This window comes from Streptomyces sp. NPDC007205 (assembly GCF_040634095.1).
In the GTDB taxonomy this organism is placed as follows: Bacteria; Actinomycetota; Actinomycetes; order Streptomycetales; family Streptomycetaceae; genus Streptomyces.
Genome location: NZ_JBEYEW010000004.1, coordinates 143,232 through 167,980 on the forward strand (window position 1 = coordinate 143,232; position 24,749 = coordinate 167,980).

Sequence of the window (24,749 nt, forward strand, 5' to 3'; positions counted from 1 at the left end):
GCGCCGGGGGAGGAATCGGTGTATGAGGGACGTTCCCGCGGCCCTGCCGTAGGACGCCGATAAGCGCAGTGGGATGATGAGGCCGCCATGACTGCCCCCCACCCGCGCACGGCGCGTCCCGGAGCCGGGCTCCGGATCCTGCGGGCCGCGGTGTTCGCCGCGGTCTGTGTGGCGCTGTCCGCGTGCGGACACGCCCTCGCCTCCTGCGCGGGAGTGCCGCTGTGGACGCTGGGTGCGGGCTTCGTCGGCTGTCTGCTGCTCGTGGTGCCGCTCGCCGGGCGGACCCGCTCGCTGCCGGGCATCGCCGCGCTCCTCGCACTCGGCCAGAGCGCGCTGCACACGCTGTTCGGGCTGGGCCAGCACGGGGCCGCCATGGCCTCGGGCGGGATGACCTCGGGCGGCATGGCGATGGCGGCACCGGGGGCGCGCGGCTCCTCGCTGAGCGACACCGCGCTCGTGGAGCAGGCCGCGCGCTTCCTGTGCGGGGCGAACCCCGCCGCACTCACCCCTGGGCGCGCCTTCCACGTCCTGCTCGCCGCCCACCTCATCGACCGCTCGGGCCGGCCCGTGACCGTCCTGGGCGGCATGGACCACGTCCAGGGCGCCACCGGTTCCGTCGCCGGGCTGCTGCCCTCGCTGCCGATGCTGCTCGGCCACGTCCTCGTGGCCGTCGCCGCCGGCTGGCTGCTGCGCCGCGGCGATCTGGCCCTGCTGCGGCTGATCGAGCTGTCGGCGCACGGAGTCACGGAGGGGGCGCTCGTACGGTCCCTGCGGGCGGCGCTCGCGCTGGCGCACGCCCTGTGCGCCGGCCTGCTCCCCGCCTCCGCGCCCGGTCCGCGCGGCCGTCGTACCGCGCGGGACGACACGCCCGGCCCGCACACCACCGCACTCCAGCACACGGTGATCCGGCGCGGCCCGCCCGCCGCCGGTTTCCGTCTCGCCGCCTGACGCGACGCGCCGCACCACTCCACCGATTCGAGAGGGAGAGGGCTGCCGCCGTCGCGCGGCACGCGCGCATGCGCGTACCTCTCCTCGCCATCAGAACTCTCAGAGTGGAGTGCTCCTGCCATGCAGGTTTCCCGCATCGCTTCTCGTGTCACCACCGCCGGCGCCGTCGCGGGCACGGCCGTACTGGCGCTGTCCGTCCCCGCCTTCGCGCACGTCACCGTGCAGCCGGAGACCCCGGCGGCCAAGGGCGGCTACGCGGTCGTCGACTTCAAGGTCCCCAACGAGCGCGACAAGGCCTCGACCACCAAGGTCGAGGTCAGCCTCCCGGCCGACCACCCGATCGCCTCGGTCATGGCCCAGCCCGTCCCCGGCTGGAACGTGCAGGTCACCAAGGCCAAGCTGGCCAAGCCGCTGACCGTGCACCACGAGAAGATCGACGAGGCCGTCACCAAGGTCACCTGGACCGCCGCCGACGGCAAGGGCATCCAGCCCGGCTACTTCCAGAAGTTCCCGCTCTCCCTCGGCGCCCTGCCCGACAACACCGACCAGCTCGTCTTCAAGGCGATCCAGACGTACTCCGACAAGGAGGTCGTCCGCTGGATCGAGGTGCCGCAGGCCGGCCAGGACGAGCCGGAGAACCCGGCGCCGGTGCTGGAGCTGTCCGCCGCGACCGACGACCACCACGGCACGGCGAGCGCCAAGGACACCTCCGACACGGCCGGGAACGCGGCCGCCGCCACCGACTCCGGCTCCCGCACCGACACCACCGCGCGCGTACTCGGCGTGGCCGGCATCGTCGTCGGCGTCGCGGGCGTGGCCTACGGCGTCCTCGCGGGCCGCCGCCGCACCGCCTGAGCCCCATCGTTTCCGGACCGCGCACCGGGGTCGTACGACGTGCGACGCTGTCATGGCCGTTGTCATGACTGTCGTACGACCCGGTGCGCACCGGAGTACTCACCATCTGGGACCTTTTTCTATGCGCAAGAAGACGTTCGCCGCGGCCGCGCTGCTCGCCGCCGCCACCTTGACCCTCTCCGCCTGCGGCAGCGGGAACGACGGCAAGTCGCCGATCGCCGTGGTCACGGAGGAGTCCGACTCGGGCAAGCCCGCCATCGTCCTCGACAAACCCTTCGAGAAGCCGGACCTCGTCCTCACCGACACGCACGGCAAGAAGTACGACCTCCGCAAGGAGACCCAGGGCCATCCGACCCTGCTGTACTTCGGTTACACCCACTGCCCCGACATCTGCCCGACGACGATGAGCAACATCGCCGTCGCCAAGAAGGCGCTGCCCAAGGCCGAGCAGGACGAGCTGAGGGTCGTCTTCGTCACCACCGATCCCGGCCGTGACACCCCGGCCGGGCTGGGCAAGTGGCTCAAGGGCATCGACCCGCAGTTCATCGGCCTGACCGGGGACTTCGCCACCATCCAGGCCGGTGCCCGCTCGGTCGGCATCACCGTGGAGCCGACGACGAAGGACAAGAACGGCAAGCTCGTCTCCGTCCACGGCACCCAGGTCATCGCCTTCTCACCGAAGACGGACGGCGGTTACGTCTACTACGGCGAGAACGCCACGGTCGACGACTACACCAAGGACCTGCCCAAGCTCGTGAAGGGGGAGAAGCCGTGAGGCGCCACACCCTTCTGACGGCGGCTGTCTGCACCGGTGCCCTCGCCCTCGCGGGCTGCTCGGGCTCCGGGCCGAAGTCCGGTTCCTCGAAGGCCGAGCTGTCGGTGAACGGGCCGTACATGCCGCAGCCGGTCTCCGCCGACATGGCCGCGGGCTTTCTGACGATCACCAACAAGGGCGGCGCGAAGGACGAGCTGACCGCGGTGAGCAGTGACGCCGCCGGCCAGGTCACCATGCACAGCACCATGGGCGGCGCCATGCAGGAGAAGACCTCTTTCGCGATACCCGCCCATGGTCAACTCGTGTTCAAAAGCGGCGGCAGCCATCTGATGTTCGAGAAGCTGAAGCGCAAGCCCAGGCAGGGCCAGACGGTCACCGTGAAGCTCACCTTCGCCAAGTCCGGGCCCCTCACCGTCGAGATGCCGGTGAAGTCCGCCACGTACTACCCGTCGACCGGCCACTGAAGGAGGGACCGACCACCGTGACGCGGACCATCACCCCCACACGGCACTGGGGCAGCCTGCGCACCCTGGTGCTGCTGTTCCTCGCCGTCACCGGCGCACTGCTCGCGGGTGCCGGACCGGCCTCCGCCCACGCGGCGCTGACCGGCAGCGACCCGGCGCAGGGGGTGGTGGTCAAGCAGGCCCCCAGCCAGGTGGCGCTCACCTTCTCCGAGAAGGTGGCGATGAACGACGACTCCCTGCGCGTCCTCGACCCCAAGGGCAAGCCGGTCCGGACCGGCAAACCCGCCAACCTGAGCGGGACGACATACGCCGTACGGCTCAAGAGCGGTCTGGGCAAGGGCACCTACACGGTGACCTACCAGGTCGTCTCGGCCGACAGCCACCCCGTCTCCGGCGCCTACACCTTCTCCATCGGGGCGCCCTCACAGACCGTGGTCTCCGGCACCGGGCCGGTCGTGGGCGGCGGAGTCGTGGGCGGGCTCTACGCGTTCGGGCGCTACGCGTCGTACGCCGGGTTCATCGTGCTCGCGGGCGGCGCCGCCTTCGTGCTCGCCTGCTGGCAGCGCGGCGCGAGCGTACGGGCCCTGCAGCGGCTGGTCGTCGGCGGCTGGCTCACGCTCACCGCGGCCACCCTGTGGCTGCTGCTCCTGCGCGGCGCGTACACCACCTCCGGGAAGGTCGCCGACGTCTTCGACCTCGGTCTGCTCGGCCAGGTGCTGCAGACCAAGACCGGTGCGGCGCTGGTCTCCCGGCTGCTGCTGCTCGCCGCCGCCGCACTGTTCATCGCCGTCCTCTTCGGCGCGTACACCAAGCGGGAAGAGGGCCAGGAGAAGCGTGATCTGACCTTCGGGCTGGCCATCGGCGGTGTGGTCGTCGCGGCCGGGCTCGCGACCAGCTGGGCCATGGCCGAGCACGCCTCGGTCGGCCTCCAGCCGGGTATCGCCATGCCCGTCGACGTCGTCCACCTGCTCGCGGTCGCCACGTGGCTGGGCGGGCTCACCGCCCTGCTGGTCGCGCTGTACCGGGCGCCCGCCGAAACACCCGTTCAGAGCTCCGCGGTGCGCCGTTTCTCCCGGGTGGCCCTCGGCTCCGTCATCGCGCTCGTCGCGACCGGCACCTACCAGTCCTGGCGCCAGCTGGGCTCCTGGTCGGCGTTCACCGACACCCGGTACGGACAGCTGCTGCTGGTCAAGATCGGGCTGGTGGCGCTGCTGGTCGGCATCGCGTCCGTGTCGCGGCGGTGGACGGGCCGGCTCGCCGACGCCGTCGCCCTCGGCAAGCCCGAGAAGGAGCGCGTCACCGCGTCGAAGACGGCCGGAAGGAGCAGCGGCTCCGGGGACTCGAAGCGCGCCGCCCAGCTCGCCCGGCAGCGGGCCGCGATGGACGCCGCCCGGCAGAAGCGGCTGCGGGACGGCGACCCGAACCGTTTCGGGCTGCGCCGCTCGGTGCTCGCCGAGGCCGGTGTCGCGGTCGTCCTGCTCGCCGTCACCACCTGGCTGACCCAGACCGAGCCGGGCCGCACCGAGTTGGAGGCCAAGACCGCCGCCTCGTCCTCTTCGAGCTCTTCCACGGCGCCCTCGAACGGCGCGCTGACCCTGGACATGCCCTTCGACACCGGCGGCACCGACGGCAAGGGCGTCATCAGCATCGACCTCGACCCCGCGCGCGTGGGCGGCAACGAGATGCACGTGTACGTCCAGCGGCCCAACGGCCGGGCCTTCGACATCCCCGAGGTGAAGGTCGCCTTCACCCTGGAGGCGAAGAAGATCGGCCCGCTTCCCGTGACCCCCGACCACATCACGACCGGCCACTGGTCGGCCAACGGAGTGCAGATCCCCATGGCCGGCGACTGGAAGATCGCCGTCACCGTGCGGACCTCCCACATCGACCAGGTGACCGTCTCCAAGAACGCTCAGATCGGCTGAACGACACCATGCCCGACCAGTCCATCCCCCAGGCCCGCACATCCGCCGAGGTGTCCCAGGCGTCCGAGCCCGCGGGCGGCCACGGCATCTCCCGGCGCGCCCTGCTCGGTACGGCGGGCGCCACCGGTCTTGTGCTCGGCGCGGCGGGCGGGGCCGTGGGTTACGCCTCCGCCCCCGCCCAGGCCACCCCGCTGACCTCGGTTGGCTCCGACCGGGCGATGTTTCACGGGAAACATCAGCCCGGTATCACCGAGGGGCTCCAGGCGCGCGGCCATGTCGTCGCCTTCGACCTGGTGGCGGGCGCGGGCCGCAAAGAAGCGGCGGCCCTGCTGCGGCGCTGGTCGACGACGGCCGAGCGGCTGATGGCGGGCGAGGCCGCGCCGCACGACGACACCGATGTGGCCCGTGACGCCGGGCCGTCCTCGCTGACGATCACCTTCGGCTTCGGGCACTCCTTCTTCGGCAGGACCGGTCTGGAGAAGCAGCGGCCGACCGCGCTGGATCCGCTGCCGGACTTCTCCTCCGACCACCTCGACAAGGCGCGCAGCGACGGGGACCTGTGGGTGCAGATCGGTGCGAACGACGCCCTGGTCGCCTTCCACGCCCTGCGTGCGGTCCAGAAGGGTGCGGGCGGGGCGGCCCGGCTGCGCTGGCAGATGAACGGCTTCAACCGCACCCCGGGCGCCACCGCGCACCCCATGACGGCCCGCAACCTCATGGGCCAGCTGGACGGCACCCGCAACCCGAAGCCGGCCGACTCCGACTTCGACCGGCGGATCTTCGTGCCTGCCTCGGGCGAGCCCGCCTGGATGGCAAACGGCTCCTACGCCGTCGTACGCCGCATCCGCATGCTCCTGGACGACTGGGAGAAGCTGTCGGTGCCGGCCCAGGAGGCGGTCATAGGCCGCCGGAAGTCCAACGGGGCACCGCTGTCCGGAGGCGACGAGACGACCCCGATGGACCTGGAGAAGGCCGACGCCAAGGGCGCGTACGTCATCCCGCTCAACGCGCACGCCCGGATCACCCGGCCCGACACGAACGGCGGCGCGGCCATGCTGCGGCGCCCCTTCTCCTACCACGACGGCTTCGATACGGACGGCACGCCGGACGCCGGTCTGCTGTTCATCTGCTGGCAGGCGGATCCGCTGCGCGGCTTCGTACCGGTGCAGCGCAAGCTCGACCGGGGCGACGCGCTGTCGCAGTTCATCCGGCACGAGGCGAGCGGACTGTTCGCGGTGCCGGGCGGGGCGGCGAAGGGCGAGTATGTGGGGCAGCGGCTGCTGGAAGGGTGAATATCCGGATCCAAACCACCCGGTCGTGTGGTGTTCGTGGGACACCGAGGCCGCGGGGCGCTGCGCCCATTAGGGTGAGGACATGCCAGCGAGCTATGCGTATCTCGGCCCGGAGGGCACCTTCACCGAGGTCGCCCTGCGGACTCTTCCGGAGGCGGCCACCCGGGAGCTGATTCCGTATGTGTCGGTGCAGTCCGCGCTGGACGCGGTGCGGGCCGGGGAGGCCGAGGCGGCGTTCGTACCGATCGAGAACTCCGTCGAGGGCGGCATCACCACCACCCTGGACGAGCTGGTCGCGGGCGAACCGCTGATGATCTACCGCGAAGTGCTGCTGTCGATCACCTTCGCGCTGCTGGTCCGGCCCGGCACGGAGCTCACGGACATCAAGACGGTCTCCGCCCACCCCGCGGCCCAGCCGCAGGTGCGCAACTGGCTGCGGCGGCACCTCCCGGACGCGATCTGGGAATCGGCCGCCTCCAACGCGGACGCCGCCCGCCTGGTCCAGGAGGGCCGTTACGACGCCGCTTTCGCGGGCGAGTTCGCCGCCGCCCGGTATGGCCTCACGGCGCTGGAGACCGGGATCCACGACGCGGAGAACGCGCAGACCCGGTTCGTGCTGGTCGGCCGCCCGGCCCGGCCGGCCGCACCGACCGGTGCAGACAAGACCTCGGTGGTGCTGTGGCAGCGCGACGACCACCCCGGCGCCCTGCGGGACCTGCTGGGCGAGTTCGCCTCGCGCGGGATCAACCTGATGCTGCTGCAGTCCCGGCCGACCGGCGCCGGCATCGGCAACTACTGCTTCTGCATAGACGCCGAGGGCCATATCTCCGACCGGCGGATGGCGGAGGCGCTGATGGGACTGAAGCGGATCTGTCTTCAGGTGCGCTTCCTCGGCTCCTATCCGCGTGCGGACATCAAGCCGGACGAGGCTCCGGCGACGCGGCCGGGGACCTCGGACGAGGAGTTCATGGCGGCGGCGGACTGGGTGGCGCGCTGCCAGGACGGCCGGTTCTAGCCAGTCCTACCTGCATACCATCGTTATCCACAGAGGTTATCCACAGGTGCCCTTCTCGACCTGGGGACAAGTCGACAGACAAGGGCGACCGGGTCGACAAATCGCCCTGCAGCCCCTAGATCGGGTCACCGTCGCATGGGTCACCCTTCGCCCATCCGTTTCCTTTGGTTCATCTTTCAGGGCGACCGTTTTCCACCCGAAAGCAGGTGTCGAGGCGGTTTGACCCGGGAATTCTTCCCTCCGTTCGCCACTTCCGGAATGATCAATTCCGGAGTCCACAGACCTTCCACACAGCCTGTGGATAACTTTTCGGAGGGTGTGGATTTCTGTGGACAACCAGGCCGCCAAGTCCCCTTCCCCACAAGGGAATCCAGTCAACCCGGGGCCCGGGACATGCCCCGTCCCAGGGAGTGAGACACTTTTCCTTGACACGCTCGGCAATTACGGCATAACGGAACGTAAGTCGCGAATCCGAACACGTCGGAATAGAGATTCGTGAGCGGCAACCCGGCACCGGTAGCCTTGTGCTCGTGATTGACCTTCGCCTGCTCCGTGAGGACCCCGACCGTGTGCGCGCATCCCAGCGCGCCCGTGGAGAGGATGTCGCGCTCGTCGACTCCCTCCTGTCTGCCGACGAGCGGCGCAGGTCCTCCGGCGTCCGCTTCGACGAACTGCGCGCCGAGCAGAAGCAGCTCGGCAAGCTGATCCCCAAGGCCACCGCCGACGAGAAGGCCGAGCTGCTCAAGCGGGCCGAACAGCTGAAGGCCGACGTCAAGGCCGCCGACGCCGAGCGCGACGCGGCCGACGCCGAGACCCAGGAGCTGCTGCTCCGGCTCGGCAACCTCGTCCACCCCGACGTACCCGTCGGCGGCGAGGAGGACTTCGTCACGCTGGAGACGCACGGCAGCATCCGTGACTTCGGTGCCGAGGGCTTCGCGCCCAAGGACCACCTGGAGCTGGGCCAGCTGCTCGGCGCGATCGACGTCGAGCGCGGCGCCAAGGTCTCGGGCTCCCGCTTCTACTTCCTCACCGGCGTCGGCGCGCTGCTGGAGCTCGCCCTGGTGAACGCGGCGATCGCGCAGGCCACGGCGGCCGGCTTCACGCCCATGCTCACCCCGGCGCTGGTCCGGCCCCAGTCCATGGCGGGCACCGGCTTCCTCGGCCAGGCGGCCCAGGACGTCTACCACCTCGACAAGGACGACCTGTACCTGGTCGGCACCTCCGAGGTCCCGCTGGCGGCCTACCACATGGACGAGATCATCGACGCCGACAAGCTGCCGCTGCGGTACGCGGGCTTCTCGCCCTGCTTCCGCCGCGAGGCCGGCTCGCACGGCAAGGACACCCGGGGCATCTTCCGTGTGCACCAGTTCGACAAGGTCGAGATGTTCTCCTACGTCGCGCCGGAAGACTCCCAGGCCGAGCACCAGCGGCTGCTGGAGTGGGAGAAGCAGTGGCTGACCTCGCTGGAGCTGCCGTTCCGCGTCATCGACGTCGCCAGCGGTGACCTAGGCTCCTCGGCCGCCCGCAAGTACGACTGCGAGGCGTGGATCCCGACGCAGGGCAAGTACCGCGAGCTGACCTCGACCTCGGACTGCACCGAGTTCCAGTCCCGCCGCCTGTCGATCCGCGTCCGCGACGGCAAGCAGGTCAAGCCGCTCGCCACGCTCAACGGCACGCTGTGCGCCGTACCGCGCACGATCGTGGCGATCCTGGAGAACCACCAGCAGGCCGACGGCTCCGTCCGGGTCCCCGAGGTGCTGCGCCCGTACCTGGGCGGCCGGGAGGTCCTGGAGCCGGTCGCCAAGTGACCGGTTTCCCCTACCGGCTGATCGCCACCGACCTCGACGGAACGCTCCTGCGCTCCGACGAGTCGGTCTCGCAGCGCACCCGTGACGCGCTCGCCGCGGCCACCGCGGCGGGCGCGGCCCACATCGTCGTCACCGGCCGCGCGGTCCCGTGGACCCGGCACATCCTGGACGACCTCGGCTACGACGGCCTCGCCGTCTGCGGCCAGGGCGCGCAGGTCTACGACGCCGGGGCGCACCGCCTGCTGACGTCCGTGACCCTGGACCGGCAGTTGGCGGGCGTGGCCCTGGCCAAGATCGAGGCCGAGGTGGGCCCGCTGTACCTGGCGGCCAGCCGGGACGGTCTGGACGGCGAGGTGCTGGTGGGTCCGGGGTATGCGGTCACCGGCAGCCTCCCGGCCACCCCGTTCACGGACGCGTCCGACCTCTGGACGGCTCCCCTCAACAAGATCTATCTACAGCATCCGACGATGGACGACGACGAGCTCGCGGAGGCCGCCCGGCAGGCTGCCGGAGGCTTCGTCACGGTCGCCATGGCGGGCGAGGGCATCGTGGAACTGCTCCCGCTGGGCCTGTCCAAGGCCACGGGCCTGTCCCTCGCCGCGCGCCGTCTCGGCCTGAAGGCCGCGGACACGATCGCCTTCGGCGACATGCCGAACGACATCCCGATGTTCGCCTGGGCCGCCCACGGTGTGGCCATGGCAGACGCCCACGAGGAGCTCCGCGCGGTGGCCGACGAGGTGACGGCTTCCAACGAGGAGGACGGGATCGCGGTGGTGCTGGAGCGGTTGCTGTCTTAGCAGCCGGGTCCCGCCGTAGGACTCGGGTCCGTTATTCGCGCCCCGTAGCTGCGGGCAGTCGTGCGGCTGGGGCGGCACGGGTGGGCGCAGCGGCACCTGTCAGCGCCGAGTTGCGCAACTCATCCGGCCGCCCCAGCGCGGGTGCCCCCTTGCAAGAGAGGGCCACAGGGAAGGCGGCCCACGCAAGCGCAGCGCTCACGTGCTCGAAGCGGCCGCCCCGGGCTGCCCTTTAGGGCTCGACGGTGGGGTAACTACACCGGAGCCGGCCTCGGGCCGCCCTGTCGGGAGCTGGGCGTACTGCCGTGCATGGACATCGCCCACCTCCACTCCCAGAACATGACGCCGGGACGTTCCCGGCGGAAGGGACACAACCACTCTGCCTCCCCGCCGAGTTGGGCGCCACCGAATTACCGGCGGCGCCACCTGCGGCGCCGCGCCTTGCTGAAGAACCAGCCCGCCGGCGGCTCCTCGGAGCGCCACGGCTGCGGCTCCGGCTCCTCGGAGCGCCAGCGGGCGGCGAGCATCCGGGCCCGGGCCGACGGCTCGGCGGTCTCGGCGGCCCGTATGAAGTCGTCGTCCAGGACCAGCCCGTCCCAGAGGTCATCCTCGGGCCGCCCGTGCCCGTCGTTCCCCGGTATCTCCTCTGCCATCAGCGGCCTCCTGCCGTTCATCCGCTGTGCCCAGTGTGCGCGGACCGGTGTGAACTCCCCGTCAGGCCGCCGGAGGCCTACTCCTCGCCCGCCAGCTTCAGCGTGCGCAGCTTCTGCCCGGCGTACCAGGTGGCCAGCACGGTGACCGCCACCAGCAGCACGGTGGCCGTCGTCAGGCCCACGTCCGAGGTGACCAGGTCACCTCCGGCGATCTTGTGCGCGACGGCCAGCGACCACTGCTGGACGCTCAGCGTGCGCGCACCGGGCACCAGCGAGCCGAACAGGGCCTCCCAGACGAGTGCGTAGACCAGCCCGAAGACCACCGCGTGCCGGGACACCGTGCCGAGGAGCAGGAAGAGCGCGGAGTACGCGATGGAGGAGACCAGTGCGGCCACCGTGTAGGCGACGGCGATCTGCTGGCCGTTGCCGTTGAGGATCAGGCCCGCGATCAGGGTCGGTACCGCCGAGAAGACCATGGTCACGGCGATGGCGACGATCAGCTTGGTCACGATGATCGTGGGCCGCTTCAGCGGCTTGGACAGCAGATAGACGACGGAACCGTCGTCGATCTCCGGGCCGATCGCGCCCGTACCGGCGATGACGCCGATGATCGGCACCATGGTGGCGATCGCGAAGCCGCCGAGCACGTTGGCGGCGGTCTGGTCGTCAGCTCCCGTCAGGCCGCGCACGGCCACGGAGAGCACGATCAGCAGCAGCGGCAGCGCACCCAGGATGAGGGCCCGACGGCGGCCGAGCAGGGCCCGGTAGGTGAGCCGGGCGACGGTGGGGTCGTACATCTTCGGCCTCCTACGCCGCGACCAGATAGGAAAAGACGGACTCCAGGGACTCGTCCGACGGCGAGACCGTGAGCAGCCGGATGCCGTGGTCCCGGGCGACCTTCGGCAGCAGGGCGGTGAAGCGGCCGAAGTCGACGGCCTGGATGCGCAGCGCGCCCTCGGTCAGGTCGACCTCGATGCCGGCCGTCGAGGGGTCGGCGATCAGTGCGGCCGCGAGGGCGCGGTCGTCGCTGGAGCGGACCAGATAGCGGTGCGGGCGGTCGGTCATCAGCCGGCGGATCCTGCGGAAGTCGCCACTGGCCGCGTGCCTGCCCGCGACGACGACCTCGATGTGCCGGGCGAGCTGCTCGACCTCTTCGAGGATGTGCGAGGAGAACAGCACCGTGCGGCCCTCGTCGCCCATCTTCCGCAGCAGGTCCATCAGTTGCATGCGCTGGCGTGGGTCCATGCCGTTGAACGGCTCGTCGAGCAGGAGCAGCGACGGCTCGTGCACCAGCGCGCTCGCCATCTTCACGCGCTGCCGCATGCCCTTGGAGTACGTGGAGATCTTCCGGTCCTGCGCGTACTCCATCTCGACGGTGGCGAGGGCTTTTTGGGCTGCCTTGTCGCCGAGCCCGTGCAACTCGGCGTTGGCGACGACGAATTCACGGCCGGTGAGGAAGTCGTACATCGCCTCGCGTTCGGGGACGATGCCGATGTGCCGGTAGATCCGCTCGTTGCGCCACACCGGCTGACCGTCGAGGGTGACGGTGCCGGTGGAGGGGGCGAGGAAGCCGCCCATCATGTTGATCAGGGTGGACTTTCCGGCGCCGTTGGGGCCGAGCAGGCCGGTGACGCCGGGGCCGATGGTCATGGTGATGTCGTTGACGGCGACCACGTTGCCGAACCAGCGGGAGACGTGGTCGATGCTGAGGGTCGTCACAGTCCCACCTTCTTGTAGCGGCGCATCAGCAGGCCGTAGCTGCCGGCGATCAGGGCGAGCACGACCAGGACGTAGACCACGCCCTGCCCGGCCGACGGGTCGACCGCTCCGGGGTTACGGGCGGTCGCGCCCAGGAAGGCCGACTGGACGCCGTCGATCAGCGTGACGGGCGAGAACAGGCCGATCCACGGGATGGCGCTGGAGTGGTTCTGCACGTCGGCGATGGCCTGGAGCGTGCTGACCGCGCCGTAGGAGATGATCATCACGGCGATCACCGCGGCGATGCCGAAGCCCCGGCGCGGGGTGACGGCGGCGATGACCAGGCCGATGCCGGCGAAGAGCAGGGAGAGCAGGGCCACGGAGACCAGTCCCTCGGCGAATTCCTTCGTCTGGTGGGCGAAGCCCAGCTTGGACAGCAGCGCGCCCACGTACATCACGAGCAGGGGAGCCGCGGTGAGGACGAAGATCGCCGAGGCGAGCGCGGCGAACTTGGCGCGTACGTAGTCGGCGGTCTCGATGGGCCGCGAGAAGTACAGCGGTACGGTCTTGAAGCGCAGGTCGCGGGAGACGGCCTGGGGTGCCTGCGCGGCGACGTACAGGCTGATCACGGCCTGCATCATGATCGCGTAGCGGGTGTAGGCCACCGGCAGTTCGTGCGCCTTGGTGGCGACCGCGACGGCCACCATGATGGCGGCGGGCACGCACATCACCGCGAACAGCAGCATCGGCAGCACCTTGGTCTTGGCCGAGCGGCCGAGGCCGTAGGCGCCACGCAGGGACTGCGAGTACAGCGACCGGCGGGCGTAGGCGCGGCCGAGGCGGGGGCCGTCGTAGCCCCGGTAGCCGATGTCGTGGATGCGGGTCTGGTCGCCCGCGTGGGAGATCAGGGGCTGCTCAACCGCCATGGCCGACGGCCTCCTTCCGCTGCTCGTCGTTGCTGTTCTGCTCGTCTGCGCTGGTGAACACCTCGGAGATGTGGTGCCGGCGCTGCTCCATGCGGACCAGGCCGAGCCCGAGGTCGGCGACGACGTCGCGGATCAGGTCGTAGGTCTCCTCGCCCTGGGCGGTCAGCAGCAGGATGTGTCCGGCGCCCGGCAGGCCCGCGCCCTCGGCGTGGGTGTCCACCCCGCGCGCGTGGAGCGCGTCGCGGACCGCGCGGGTGCCGTCGGGGTGGGTGTCGCTGTCCGTGACCTCGATCGCGAGGGTGGTCGTGGTCTGGGTGAAGTCGGTGGTGGAGCTGGAGCGCAGCAGAGCGCCGCCGTCGATGACGACGACGTGGTCGCAGGTGCGTTCCAGTTCACCGAGGAGGTGGGAGGTGACCAGGACCGAGATGCCGAACTCGGTGTGGATGCGGCGGATCAGGCCCAGCATCTCGTCCCGGCCGACCGGGTCGAGACCGTTGGTCGGCTCGTCCAGGAACACCAGCTGCGGGTCGTGCACCAGCGCCTGGGCGAGCTTCACGCGCTGCTTCATGCCGGTCGAGTAGCCGCCGATGGGGCGGTAGCGCTCCTCGTACAGGCCGACGTGGCGCAGCGTGTCCGCGGTGCGCTCGCGGGCGGCGGTGGGCGGCAGGCCGGACATGCGCGCCATGTGCACGACGAACTCGGTGGCCGAGACGTCGGGGGGCAGGCAGTCGTGCTCCGGCATGTAGCCGACACGCTCGCGGATGGCGCCGCCCTTGGTGGCGACGTCCAGGCCGAGCACCTCGGCGCGGCCCTCGCTCGCGGGGGACAGACCCAGCAGGATCTTGATCAGGGTGGACTTGCCGGCGCCGTTGGCTCCGACGAGTCCGGTCACACCGGGCCCGATGTCCACGGACAGCCGGTCGAGCGCGGTCACCCGGGGGAACCGCTTGCTCAGGCTTTCGGTCGCGATCACAGTCACGTCTACGACGGTAGTGATCCGAGCCACGCCGGTCGTCAGACCTCAGAGCCGTCTTCGCGTCAGACCCAGGTATTACGGGGCCCTAGGGGATGCCCTGCCTCAGGGTTACCGCGAGTTGTCCACAGGCCGCGGGCCAGCCTATTGACGCCACCTCTAACAACTGTCACATTCACCAGTGTCAAGTTACGGACGCGTACCGCGGTCGACCGGACGAGTGGACGAGTCGACGGCACGACGGGACGGGGCGGCATGACGACGGCAGTGAACAGCGAACTCGCCGCAGGACTGGGCGGGTTCAGGCGGGTGCAGCGCCTCGCCTACGAGTGCGCGGAGGCGGTCGCGGCGCGGCTGGAGCCGGGTGTGACCGAGCGCGAGGCGGCGCGGATGCAGCGCGAGTGGCTGCGCGAGCGCGGGGTGCGGGACTGGTTCCACCTGCCCTTCGCCTGGTTCGGCGACCGCACGGCGTTCGTGAACTTCCGCATACCCCTGCAGTTCTTCCCCACCGACCGCGCCCTGGAGCCCGGGATGCCGTTCATCCTGGACATGGCGCCGGTGTACCAGGGATACACGGCGGACATCGGCTACTCGGGCTCGCTCGGCGTGAACCCGGTGCAGGACCGGCTGATGGCCGACCTGGAGGCGCACCGGGAGCTGATCCTGCGCGAGGTGCGCGAGCGGCGTCCGCTGCGCGAGATCTATGAGGACGTGGACCGGCTCATGGTCCGCCAGGGCTACGCCAACCGGCATCGCGCGTACCCGTTCGGCGTGATCGCCCACAAGGTGGACCGCGTGAGGCAGCGCCGCTTCTCCCCCCGTCTCTTCGGGTTCGGTACGCAGTCCCTGAAGGGCCTGGCCGCCGACGCGCTGCACGGCCACCGCGAGGGCTGGTCACCGCTGTGGTCGCCGTACCGCTTCTCGGACCATCCGCCGCAGCCGGGCCTGTGGGCGGTCGAACCACACCTCGGCTTCCGGGGGACGGGCGCCAAGTTCGAGGAGATCCTCGTGGTCACGGACTCGACGGACCCCGAAGAGAGCGCCTTCTGGCTGGACGACGATCTGCCGCACGTGCGGCGCTGGGCGGAGGAGAAATGACACCGAAAGGCGCGCGGGAGCGCCGGGTGGCGACCGGCGGGGTCGAGCTGTGCGTGGCCGAGCTGGGCGACCCGGAACAGCCGACGGTGGTACTGGTGCACGGCTACCCGGACAGCAAGGAGGTCTGGTCGGAGGTCGCCGTCCGCCTCGCCGACCGCTTCCACGTGGTCCTGTACGACGTCCGGGGCCATGGCCGCTCGACGGCACCCCGGCCGCTGCGCGGCGGCTTCACGCTGGCCAAGCTCACCGACGACTTCCTCGCCGTCGTGGACGCGGTCAGCCCGGACCGCCCGGTCCACCTGGTCGGGCACGACTGGGGGTCGGTGCAGTCCTGGGAGTTCGTCACGGTCGGCCGCACGGAGGGCCGTATCGCCTCCTTCACATCGATGTCCGGGCCGTCCCTGGACCACTTCGGGCACTGGATCAACGCGCGCGTGAAGCGTCCGACGCCCCGCCGGGTGGGCCAGCTCCTCGGCCAGGGCGCCAAGTCCTGGTACGTGTACCTGCTGCACACACCGGTCCTGCCCGAGCTGGCCTGGCGCGGCCCGCTCGGCAGGCGCTGGCCGAAGATCCTCCAGCGGGTCGAGAAGGTCCCCGCCGACGGCTATCCGACCTCCTCGCTGCCCTCCGACGCGGCGCACGGCGCCTGGCTGTACCGCGACAACGTCCGCGCCCGGCTGGCGAGGCCGCGCCCCGACGCGTACGCGCACGCGCCCGTGCAGCTCATCACGCCCCAGGGGGACGCGTTCCTCTCCGAGCACCTCTACGACGACCTGGAGCAGTGGGTGCCCCAGCTGACCCGCCGCACGCTCCCCGCCAAGCACTGGATCCCGCGCACCCGGCCCGATCAGCTCGCTTCCTGGATCGGGGAATTCATCCTGTCCGTGGAAGGCGGCCGCCTGGAGCCGAAGGCCACCGGCCGCCACGCCGACCGGTTCGGGGGCCAGTTGGTGCTGGTCACCGGGGCGGGCAGCGGCATCGGCCGGGCCACGGCGTTCGCGTTCGCGGAGGCCGGTGCGCGCGTGGTGGCCGTCGACCGCGACACCGAGGCCGCGGCCCGCACCGCCGAGCTGTCCCGGCTGGTCGGCGCGCCCGAGGCCTGGGCGGAGACGGCCGACGTCTCCGACGAGCAGGCGATGGAGAAGCTCGCCGAGAAGGTGCACCGCGCGTACGGCGTGCCGGACGTGCTGGTCAACAACGCGGGCATCGGTCTGTCGGGCTCGTTCTTCGCCACCACGTCCGACGACTGGCGCAGGGTCCTCGACGTGAACCTGTGGGGCGTGATCCACGGCTGCCGGCTCTTCGGCGGGCGGATGGCCGAGCGCGGCCAGGGCGGCCACATCGTCAACATCGCCTCGGCGGCGGCCTTCCAGCCCTCCCGAGCCCTGCCCGCCTACAGCACCTCCAAGGCGGCGGTGCTGATGCTCTCCGAGTGCCTGCGCGCCGAACTCGCCGGGCAGGGCATCGGTGTCACGGCGATCTGCCCCGGTTTCGTCAACACCAACATCACCGCGACGGCCCGCTTCGCCGGTGTGGACGAGGCGGAGGAGCGCCGCCGGCAGAAGAACTCGGCCCGTCTGTACGGCATGCGCAACTACCCGCCGGAGAAGGTGGCCGCGGCGATCCTGGACGCGGTGGCCCGCAACCGGGCGGTCGTCCCGGTGACCCCGGAGGCCCGCGGCGCCCACCTCATGTCCCGTTTCCTGCCGGGGGCGTTGCGGCGGATCGCGCGCGTGGAGCCGAGGCTGTGACATGACCGACCCGCCGCCGCAGCCGACCTACCGCATCGAGGACCTTGCCCACCACACCGCCACCACGGTCCGGACCATCCGCGCCTACCAGGACCGCGGTCTGCTCCCCCGGCCCGAGCGCCGGGGCCGGGCCAACGTCTACTCCGGGGCGCACGTCACCCGGCTCCACCAGATCGCCCATCTCCTCGACCGCGGCTACACACTGGCCTCGATCAAGGAGCTGCTGGACGCCTGGGACACGGGCCGTGGCCTGGGCGGGGTGCTCGGCCTGGTCACCGAGGTGGAGGGGCCCTGGACGGACGAGCGCCCCGACCGCGTCACGCGCGCCGAACTGGACGCCCGCTTCGGCGGCACACCCGACGACGACGCCGTGAGCGAGGCGGTCGAACTCGGTGTGCTGGAGCGGATCGACGGTGATCCCGACGCGTTCCTTGTCCCGAGTCCCCAAGAGCTGTCCGTGGCAGTGGAGTTGCATGCCGCCGGAGTTCCGCTCTCCGCCATCTCGGGCCATCTGCGGGAGTTGCGGGGACAGGTCGAGTACATCGCCGCCCGTTTCCTGGAGTTCACCACCGAATACGTCTTCGCGCGCTGTCTGCACGATCCCGAGCGCCGCACGGACGCGGACGCGGCGGAGGCCGCCTCGCTCGTGCGCCGGCTGCGCCCGCTGGCCCAGCAGACGATGGACGCCGAACTGGCCCGTGCGATGCGCTCATTGGCCACCCGCCAGCTGCGCACGCGTCTCGGCGCGGCCCAGTCCCCGGAAGAGCAGCACGGCGCCCGTTCGGTCGCCCTTCCCGCCAAGACGATCGACGCCGTGGAGCGGCTCGTTGGGCACACACGCGTCTCCGAGTTCATCGCCCTGGCGGTCGAACGCGAGCTGGCGGCACGCGCTTTGGATGAGCTGGCGACAGACGCCATGATTGACAGAGGAGTTGGCGAACCACCCTAGAAGGGACGTCACTTGTCCACAGGTTCATCAATTTGCTTGTGGATAACCCGACTTGCTTGTGGATCAAACCTACGAACAAAAAAACCTGCGTACTGCACGCCTCTCCCGCACGCTGGGCGTATGAACGGGCAATACGACGAAAGACGCACCGTGAAGGTGTCGAAGTACCTCTCCAAGCATCTGCGCCACCAGCCGCAGCGGATCGGGCTCACGCTGGATCCCGGAGGCTGGGTGGAGATCGACTCGCTGATCGCCGCGGCCGCCGCTCACGGCTTCCGGTTCACGCGCGAGGAACTGGACCACGTGGTGGCCACCAACGACAAGCGGCGCTTCGCGATCGAGGGCAGCAGGATCCGGGCCAGCCAGGGCCACAGCATCGACGTCGACCTCGGCCTGCCCCCGGCGACCCCGCCGGCGTACCTGTACCACGGGACCGTCGCCCGGAACCTGGACGCGATCCGTGCCGACGGACTGAGGCCCATGAGCCGGCACGACGTCCACCTCTCCGCCGACCGCGAGACCGCCACCCGGGTCGGTGCCCGCCGCGGCCGCCCCGTGGTGCTCGCCGTCGACGCCGGCGCCATGCACCGCGACGGCCACCTCTTCCGCGTCAGCGCCAACGGGGTCTGGCTGACGAGGGCCGTACCACCGCGGTACCTGCGTTTTCCGGAGCCCCACTGACACAGAGAACCGGCCAAAGGCCATGATCGCGGTATGGACCACTCGCGCGAGCACTTGCCGACCACCGAGGCCGCCGTCACCGCGCTGCGCGCCCTCGCCGCCCGTTACGCGCGCGAGATCGAGGTGACCCACGACATCGGTGCCGACCAGACCTCCCGCCGCAGCGCCGCGGGCGTCGGTGCGACCACGGACCCCGACGGCACCCTGCCGCACGAGGCGTACGCAGAGTTCGGCGGCGTACCCCGGGTGAGCGTGCGGCTCTTCCCGGAGGGCGACGCGCTGATCACGGTCGAGGGCATTCAGTGCCACGACATCCCGCGCGACGACGTGCCCGCCTTCCTCCGCTCCGTCTTCGAGGGCCTCGCCCACGTCAGAGCGCGCCGCTTCCCGCCCGGCTACCGCCTGGTCGTCCCGCTGCCCGGCGACCGCGCACACAAGGAGTACGTCCCGATGGTCCTGCTCAGCCCGTGGCTGAGCAGCCGCGTTCGGTGACCGTTTGGTCCGTTGTCCATGGGGCCGCTTACTCTCGAACGCATGACTCTGCGCCTGAGCACCGTGATCCTGCCCTACCGCCGCTGGAGCGAAGGCGGCCGTTCGGCCTGGGTGCGGGCCGAACAGCTCGGCTTCCACACCGCGTACACCTACGACCACCTGTCCTGGCGCAGCTTCCGTGACGGGCCCTGGTTCGGCGCCGTCCCGACCCTGACGGCCGCCGCCGGCGTCACCGAGCGGCTGCGCCTGGGCACGCTGGTGACCTCGCCGAACTTCCGACACCCGGTGACCCTCGCCAAGGAGCTGATCTCCCTGGACGACATCTCCGGCGGCCGGATCACCCTCGGCATCGGCGCCGGCGGCACCGGTTTCGACGCCACCGCGCTGGGCCAGGAGCCGTGGAGCCCGCGTGAGCGCGCCGATCGGTTCGCCGAGTTCGTGCCGCTGCTGGACCGGCTGCTCACCGAGGACGCGGTGACGCACGAGGGCCGCTTCTACTCGGCGCACGAGGCCCGGAACATCCCGGGCTGTGTGCAGCGGCCCCGGCTACGGTTCGCGGTGGCGGCCACCGGACCGCGCGGCCTGAAGCTCGCCGCGCGGCACGGGCAGGCCTGGGTGACCACCGGCGACCCGAAGCTGTACGAGTCCGGCACCCCGGAGCAGTCCGTCGAGGCCCTGCGCGGGCAGATCACCAAGCTGTCCGAGGCCTGCGCGGACGCCGGGCGGGACGTGGCCGGCCTGGAGAAGATCCTGCTCACGGGATTCACCCCGGACCGCGCCCGGCCGCTTCAGTCCCTGGACGCCTTCGTGGACTTCGCCGGCCGCCACCAGGAACTGGGCTTCACCGAGATCGTGATCCACTGGCCCATCCCGGACTCCGACTTCGCCACGGACGAGAAGGTCTTCGAGCAGATCGCGATGGAGGCCGCGGCTCAGCTGAGCTGAGGGACACCCGCACTGACGGGCGTTCGGGCCGGCGGGCGTTCGGGCTGACGGATATTCCGGCTGACGGGCGCTGAGCGTCATCTGTGTCTCATCTGTGCGCAGTCCCGCACGGCCGTGCTGGCATATGCGTGAGAATGGCCGGGTGACCTCAGCGACCAGACAGCCCGGAACTCCCGCCGCCGCCGTTCGACCGCGGCTGATCGCCACCGACCTCGACGGCACACTGCTGCGCGACGACAAGTCGGTCTCACCTCGCACGGTCGCCGCGCTGGCGGCCGCGGAGGAGGCGGGCATCGAGGTCTTCTTCGTCACCGGCCGCCCGGCCCGCTGGATGGACGTCGTCAGCGACCACGTCCACGGCCACGGCCTGGCGATCTGCGGCAACGGCGCCGCCGTGGTCGACCTGCACGGCGGCCCCGGCGCCCACCGCTTCGTGAAGGTGCGCGAACTGGCCCGCGACAACGCCCTGGACGCCGTGCGACTGCTGCGCGAGGCGGCACCCGGCACGGTGTTCGCGGTCGAGCAGACCTACGGCTTCCACCAGGAGCCGGACTACCCCAAGCTGCACATGGAGATACCGGACAACCTGCTGGCCGCCGAGCAACTCCTCGCCCCCCATGGCCCGGACGCCGACCAGCCCGTGCTCAAGATCCTGGCCTACCACCCGGACCTCGACCCGGACGCCTTCCTCACGCTCGCCCGGCTCGCGATCGGCGACCGCGCCAACGTCACCCGCTCCAGCCCCAGCGCCCTGCTCGAACTGAGCGGCCCCGATGTCTCCAAGGCCAGCACACTCGCCCTGTGCTGCGCCGAGCGCGGTATCTCGCACGAGGAGGTCGTCGCCTTCGGCGACATGCCCAACGACGTCGAGATGCTGACCTGGGCCGGCCACTCGTACGCGATGGGCAACGCCCACCCGGACGTCATCGCAGCCGCGTCGGGCCGTACGGTCGCCAACAACGAGGACGGTGTCGCGGTCGTCATCGAACAACTGCTGGCGGAAACCCTCTGACCGGGCCGGTCACTGGTACGACGCCCCACCAGCGTCGTGCCGCCGCCGTTCTCCCCGTCCCTTTTGCTCCCGGAACCGGAGCCAGGAACCGGAGTGTCGTTCACCGAACCGATGCCGGTCGGCCCGCCACCACCAAGGACCCTGCCTCCGCCTCCCGCCGTGCCAGCGCCCGCAGCGGCCCGTCCGCCGCGAGCAACTGCGCGTACGTGCCCCGCTGCACCGCCCGGCCCGCATCGAGGACGATCACCTCGTCCACCGCCTCCAGGCCGGCCAGTCGGTGGGTGATCAGCAGCGTCGTACGACCCTCCGTGGCGGCCAGCAGATCGGCGGTCAGCGCGTCGGCCGTCGGCAGGTCCAGATGCTCGGCGGGCTCGTCGAGGACCAGGACGGGGAAGTCGGCCAGCAGCGCACGGGCCAGCGCCAGCCGCTGCCGCTGGCCCCCGGACAGCCGCGCTCCGTGCTCCCCGACGAGCGTGTCCAGGCCGTCGGGCAGCCCGTCCACCCAGTCCAGCAACCGGGCCCGGCCCAGCGCCCGGCGCAGCTCGGTCTCGGTGGCGCCCTTCCTGGCCAGCAGCAGGTTCTCGCGCACCGAGCTGTCGAAGAGATGCGCGTCCTGCGCACACAGTCCGACAAGCCGCCGTACGTCGTCACCCGCCAGCGCGCAGGCGTCCACACCGGCGAGCGTGTACGAGCCCTCCCGCGGGTCGAGGAAGCGCAGCAGCACCTGGGCGAGGGTCGTCTTGCCGGAACCCGACGCCCCGACCACAGCGATCCGCCGCCCCTCCTCCAGGGTGAGATCGAAGCCGGTCAGCGCTTCCCTCCGCTGCCCCTCATACCGTGCGGCCAGCCCCTTGACCACCAGCGGGAACGGCGAGGCGGGCGCCTGCCGGGGCCGCTCCGGCTCGCGCACGGGCTCCGGAGCGTCGAGCACCTCGTGGACACGCTCGGCGCTCCGCCGCACCCGCTGCCGGTAGCGCACGGCGAGCGGCAGCCCCAGTACGGCCTCGAAGGCGGCCAGTGGCGTGAGGACGACCACGGCCATCGCCACGCCGTGGAGCCGGCCCGCGGCCACCGCCTGGGCGCCGAACAGCGCGGTCGCCGTGACGGTCAGGCCCGAGATCAGCGCGGTCAGCCCGTCGCCGAGCGCCGTCACGGTGGCGGCACGCGAGGCGATCCGGGTGAGGGTGCCGTCGGCTCGCCGGGCCGCCTCGGTACGGGCGGGCAGCGCACCGGCGACGGTCAGCTCGGCGGTGCCGGTGAGCAGGTCGGTGACGCGGGTGGCGAGGTCGCCCCGGGCAGGAGCCAGCCGTCGTTCGGTCCGCCGCGCCACGGTCGCGGTGACGAGCGGGACGCCGACACCGGCGGCCACGAGGCCCGCCGCGAGGGCGGCACCGGCCTCGGGCAGCAGCCAGGCCGTGAATCCGACCGAGAGGGCCGACACGGCGACGGCGACCGACGCGGGCAGCAGCCAGCGCAGCCAGTAGTCCTGGAGCGCGTCGACATCCGCGACCAGCCGGGTCAGCAGATCGCCGCGACGGACGGTCCGCAGTCCGGCAGGTGCCTGCCGCTCCAGACGCCGATAGACGGCGACCCGGGTGTCGGCCAGCATCCGCAGCACGGCGTCGTGCGACACCAGCCGCTCGGCGTACCGGAAGACGGCCCGCCCGATCCCGAAGGCCCGCGTGGCTGTCACGGCCACCATCAGATACAGCACGGGAGGCTGCTGCGAGGCCCGCGAGATGAGCCATCCGGAGGTCGCCATCAGGCCCACGGCACTACCGAGCGCCAGACACCCCAACGCCAGGGCCAGCGCCAATCGCCCCCGCCGGGCCCCACCAAGCCCTCGCACCCGCCCAAGGACACGCCGGGGCCGCCCCGAAACGACACGTGCGGAGTCGTTCCCGAACCGACCAGCCCGAGAGTCCGAGGGCTCGCTTCCCAGCCCATCGAGTCGGGTGGTGGGCGGGCAAAGGCGGGGGTCCAGGGAGATGAGCTCCCTGGGGGGCTCACCGGCACCCCGGTGCGTCACAAGCTCCGCACCCTCCAACCGCACCACCCGGTCAGCAACCCCGAGCAACGCCGGCCGATGCACCACAAGCAGCACTGTCCGCCCGGCGGCCAGCCTCCGCACCGCCGCCACAACCTCCGCCTCCGTCGCCCCGTCCAGCGCAGCCGTCGGCTCGTCCAGCAACAGCACAGGTCGATCCGCGAGAAAGGCCCGAGCCAGAGCCACCCGCTGCCGCTGCCCCGCCGACAGCCCGGCCCCGTCCTCCCCGAGCACGGTCTCGGCCCCCTCGGGCAGCGCATCCACGAACTCCAGCGCACCCGCATCCCGCAGCGCCCGGCGTACGGCACGGTCGTCCGCGTCCGGCCGGGCCAACCGCACGTTCTCCGCGATGGTCCCGGCATACAGATGCGGCCGCTGCGGCACCCACGCGATCCGTGACCACCACTCCTCCAGGTCGAGGTCCGCGAGAGCCGCGCCCCCGATCCGCACCCGCCCCTCAACCGGCTGGACGAACCCGAGCAGCACATTCAACAGCGTCGACTTGCCCGCCCCGCTCGGCCCGACCAGCGCGACCGTCTCGCCGGGCTCGACACGGAACGACACCCCCGTCACGGCGTCCAGGGAACGCCCGGGGTAGCGCACGGTGACCCCGTCGAAGGTCACCGCGCCCGCAGGTACCGCACCCGTACCCGACGCCCGAACCAGCGTCTCCAGCACACCGAAGATCTCCTCCGCAGCGGCGAGCCCCTCCGCCGCCGCGTGGTACTGCGCGCCTACCTGGCGCAGCGGCAGGTAGGCCTCGGGCGCCAGCACCAGGATCACCAGGCCGATGTACAGGTCCATGTCGCCGTGCACGAGCCGCATGCCGATCGTCACCGCGACCAGGGCGACCGACAGCGTGGCGAGCAACTCCAGCGCGAGGGACGAGAGAAAGGCGATCCGCAGCGTCCGCAGGGTGGCCTGACGGTACTCACCGGTGATCCGGCGGATGGATTCGGCCTGTGCCTTGGCCCGGCCGAAGACCTTCAGCGTGGGCAGTCCTGCAACCACGTCCAGGAAGTGCCCGGACAGCCGCGACAGCAGCCGCCACTGACGGTCCGTCCGGGACTGGGTGGCCCAGCCGATCAGCATCATGAAGAGCGGGATGAGGGGCAGGGTGCCGACGATGATCGCCGCCGACACCCAGTCCTCGGTGACGATCCGCGCCAGCACTGCCACCGGCACCACCACCGCGAGCCCCAACTGCGGCAGATAGCGCGAGAAGTAGTCGTCGAGGGCATCGATCCCGCGCGTGGCCAGCGTGACCAGCGCACCGGTGCGCTGCCCGGCCAGCCACCCGGGACCGAGCGCCGCCGCCCGGTCGAGAAGCCGTCCTCGCAGTTCGGACTTCACCGCCACGCTCGCCCGATGGGCGGCGAGTTCGGTGAGCCAGGCGACAACCGACCGCCCCACGGCCACGGCCGCCAACAGCAACAGGGGAGTACGCAGTCCAGCGACGGACTCGCCCCGCTGGAACGCTCCCACGACAACCTCGGCGATGAGCATCGCCTGAGCGATGACCAGCCCCGCACCGACAGCTCCCAGGCCGACGACCGCCGCCAGGAAGAGCCGGGTGGCGCGGGCGTAGCGCAGAAGACGGGGATCGATTGGTTTCACGTGAAACGCATCCTTCGGTCCAGAGGGTGTG

At 71.2% G+C, this 24,749-nt stretch carries 22 protein-coding genes; 16 read left to right on the top strand and 6 right to left on the bottom strand.

Features of this window, described 5'->3' with window-relative positions; genetic code table 11:
- The first annotated feature begins 87 nt into the window (after nucleotides 1-87).
- The 9 genes from ABZ624_RS09390 (at nucleotide 88) to ABZ624_RS09430 (ending at nucleotide 9,879) form a co-directional block, all read left to right on the top strand.
- Complete coding sequence (locus tag ABZ624_RS09390) at nucleotides 88-948, top strand: hypothetical protein (RefSeq protein WP_360084341.1); 861 nt, start codon at nucleotides 88-90, stop codon at nucleotides 946-948.
- 120 nt (nucleotides 949-1,068) lie between these two features.
- On the top strand, nucleotides 1,069-1,803 hold the full coding sequence (locus tag ABZ624_RS09395; RefSeq protein WP_360084344.1) for a YcnI family protein: 735 nt from the start codon (nucleotides 1,069-1,071) through the stop codon (nucleotides 1,801-1,803).
- 121 nt (nucleotides 1,804-1,924) lie between these two features.
- Nucleotides 1,925-2,578, top strand: coding sequence for an SCO family protein (locus ABZ624_RS09400; RefSeq protein ID WP_360084347.1), 654 nt, complete (start codon nucleotides 1,925-1,927; stop codon nucleotides 2,576-2,578).
- On the top strand, nucleotides 2,575-3,042 hold the full coding sequence (locus ABZ624_RS09405) for a copper chaperone PCu(A)C (RefSeq protein WP_360084350.1): 468 nt from the start codon (nucleotides 2,575-2,577) through the stop codon (nucleotides 3,040-3,042). Before ABZ624_RS09400 ends, ABZ624_RS09405 begins: the two co-directional genes overlap by 4 nt.
- Nucleotides 3,043-3,059: 17 nt before the next feature.
- A complete protein-coding gene (locus tag ABZ624_RS09410; RefSeq protein WP_360084354.1) occupies nucleotides 3,060-4,967 on the top strand; it encodes a copper resistance protein CopC in 1,908 nt (635 codons plus the stop codon).
- An 8-nt stretch (nucleotides 4,968-4,975) separates the two neighbouring features.
- Nucleotides 4,976-6,259, top strand: a complete 1,284-nt coding sequence (gene efeB, locus ABZ624_RS09415; RefSeq protein WP_360084357.1) for an iron uptake transporter deferrochelatase/peroxidase subunit — start codon at nucleotides 4,976-4,978, stop codon at nucleotides 6,257-6,259.
- 82 nt (nucleotides 6,260-6,341) lie between these two features.
- Nucleotides 6,342-7,274, top strand: a complete 933-nt coding sequence (gene pheA, locus ABZ624_RS09420; RefSeq protein ID WP_360084360.1) for a prephenate dehydratase — start codon at nucleotides 6,342-6,344, stop codon at nucleotides 7,272-7,274.
- A gap of 530 nt (nucleotides 7,275-7,804) precedes the next feature.
- On the top strand, nucleotides 7,805-9,082 hold the full coding sequence (gene serS, locus ABZ624_RS09425; RefSeq protein ID WP_360084363.1) for a serine--tRNA ligase: 1,278 nt from the start codon (nucleotides 7,805-7,807) through the stop codon (nucleotides 9,080-9,082).
- A complete protein-coding gene (locus ABZ624_RS09430; protein WP_360084366.1) occupies nucleotides 9,079-9,879 on the top strand; it encodes an HAD family hydrolase in 801 nt (266 codons plus the stop codon). Before serS ends, ABZ624_RS09430 begins: the two co-directional genes overlap by 4 nt.
- A gap of 407 nt (nucleotides 9,880-10,286) precedes the next feature.
- On the opposite strand, the gene ABZ624_RS09435 is transcribed toward ABZ624_RS09430, so the two are convergent.
- The 5 genes from ABZ624_RS09435 to ABZ624_RS09455 all read right to left on the bottom strand — a co-directional run bounded on the left by ABZ624_RS09435 (nucleotide 10,287) and on the right by ABZ624_RS09455 (nucleotide 14,126).
- Nucleotides 10,287-10,529: a hypothetical protein gene (locus ABZ624_RS09435; RefSeq protein WP_360084369.1), complete on the bottom strand. Its 243-nt coding sequence runs from the start codon at nucleotides 10,527-10,529 to the stop codon at nucleotides 10,287-10,289.
- Between the two features lie 77 nt (nucleotides 10,530-10,606).
- A complete protein-coding gene (locus tag ABZ624_RS09440; RefSeq protein ID WP_360084372.1) occupies nucleotides 10,607-11,326 on the bottom strand; it encodes an ABC transporter permease in 720 nt (239 codons plus the stop codon).
- Between the two features lie 10 nt (nucleotides 11,327-11,336).
- Nucleotides 11,337-12,248: an ABC transporter ATP-binding protein gene (locus ABZ624_RS09445; protein WP_360084375.1), complete on the bottom strand. Its 912-nt coding sequence runs from the start codon at nucleotides 12,246-12,248 to the stop codon at nucleotides 11,337-11,339.
- Complete coding sequence (locus ABZ624_RS09450) at nucleotides 12,245-13,153, bottom strand: ABC transporter permease subunit (RefSeq protein WP_360084378.1); 909 nt, start codon at nucleotides 13,151-13,153, stop codon at nucleotides 12,245-12,247. The genes ABZ624_RS09445 and ABZ624_RS09450 overlap by 4 nt, the downstream gene beginning before the upstream one ends.
- Nucleotides 13,143-14,126, bottom strand: coding sequence for an ABC transporter ATP-binding protein (locus ABZ624_RS09455; RefSeq protein ID WP_360085188.1), 984 nt, complete (start codon nucleotides 14,124-14,126; stop codon nucleotides 13,143-13,145). Before ABZ624_RS09455 ends, ABZ624_RS09450 begins: the two co-directional genes overlap by 11 nt.
- A 255-nt stretch (nucleotides 14,127-14,381) precedes the next feature.
- Between ABZ624_RS09455 and ABZ624_RS09460 the strand changes: the two genes are divergently transcribed.
- The 7 genes from ABZ624_RS09460 (at nucleotide 14,382) to ABZ624_RS09490 (ending at nucleotide 21,054) form a co-directional block, all read left to right on the top strand.
- A complete protein-coding gene (locus ABZ624_RS09460) occupies nucleotides 14,382-15,224 on the top strand; it encodes a M24 family metallopeptidase (protein ID WP_360084381.1) in 843 nt (280 codons plus the stop codon).
- Nucleotides 15,221-16,975 (top strand): SDR family oxidoreductase, encoded by a 1,755-nt coding sequence (locus ABZ624_RS09465; RefSeq protein ID WP_360084384.1) that lies wholly within the window; start codon nucleotides 15,221-15,223, stop codon nucleotides 16,973-16,975. The genes ABZ624_RS09460 and ABZ624_RS09465 overlap by 4 nt, the downstream gene beginning before the upstream one ends.
- A 1-nt stretch (nucleotide 16,976) precedes the next feature.
- Nucleotides 16,977-17,924 (top strand): MerR family transcriptional regulator, encoded by a 948-nt coding sequence (locus tag ABZ624_RS09470; RefSeq protein WP_360084387.1) that lies wholly within the window; start codon nucleotides 16,977-16,979, stop codon nucleotides 17,922-17,924.
- Nucleotides 17,925-18,044: 120 nt separating this feature from the next.
- A complete protein-coding gene (locus tag ABZ624_RS09475) occupies nucleotides 18,045-18,605 on the top strand; it encodes an RNA 2'-phosphotransferase (RefSeq protein ID WP_360084390.1) in 561 nt (186 codons plus the stop codon).
- A 33-nt stretch (nucleotides 18,606-18,638) separates the two neighbouring features.
- Nucleotides 18,639-19,097 (top strand): hypothetical protein, encoded by a 459-nt coding sequence (locus ABZ624_RS09480; RefSeq protein WP_360084393.1) that lies wholly within the window; start codon nucleotides 18,639-18,641, stop codon nucleotides 19,095-19,097.
- Between the two features lie 42 nt (nucleotides 19,098-19,139).
- Nucleotides 19,140-20,042, top strand: coding sequence for an LLM class flavin-dependent oxidoreductase (locus ABZ624_RS09485; protein WP_360084395.1), 903 nt, complete (start codon nucleotides 19,140-19,142; stop codon nucleotides 20,040-20,042).
- A gap of 124 nt (nucleotides 20,043-20,166) precedes the next feature.
- Nucleotides 20,167-21,054: a Cof-type HAD-IIB family hydrolase gene (locus tag ABZ624_RS09490; RefSeq protein WP_360084398.1), complete on the top strand. Its 888-nt coding sequence runs from the start codon at nucleotides 20,167-20,169 to the stop codon at nucleotides 21,052-21,054.
- A 100-nt stretch (nucleotides 21,055-21,154) separates the two neighbouring features.
- On the opposite strand, the gene cydD is transcribed toward ABZ624_RS09490, so the two are convergent.
- On the bottom strand, nucleotides 21,155-24,718 hold the full coding sequence (gene cydD / locus ABZ624_RS09495) for a thiol reductant ABC exporter subunit CydD (protein ID WP_360084401.1): 3,564 nt from the start codon (nucleotides 24,716-24,718) through the stop codon (nucleotides 21,155-21,157).
- Nucleotides 24,719-24,749 lie beyond the last annotated feature (31 nt).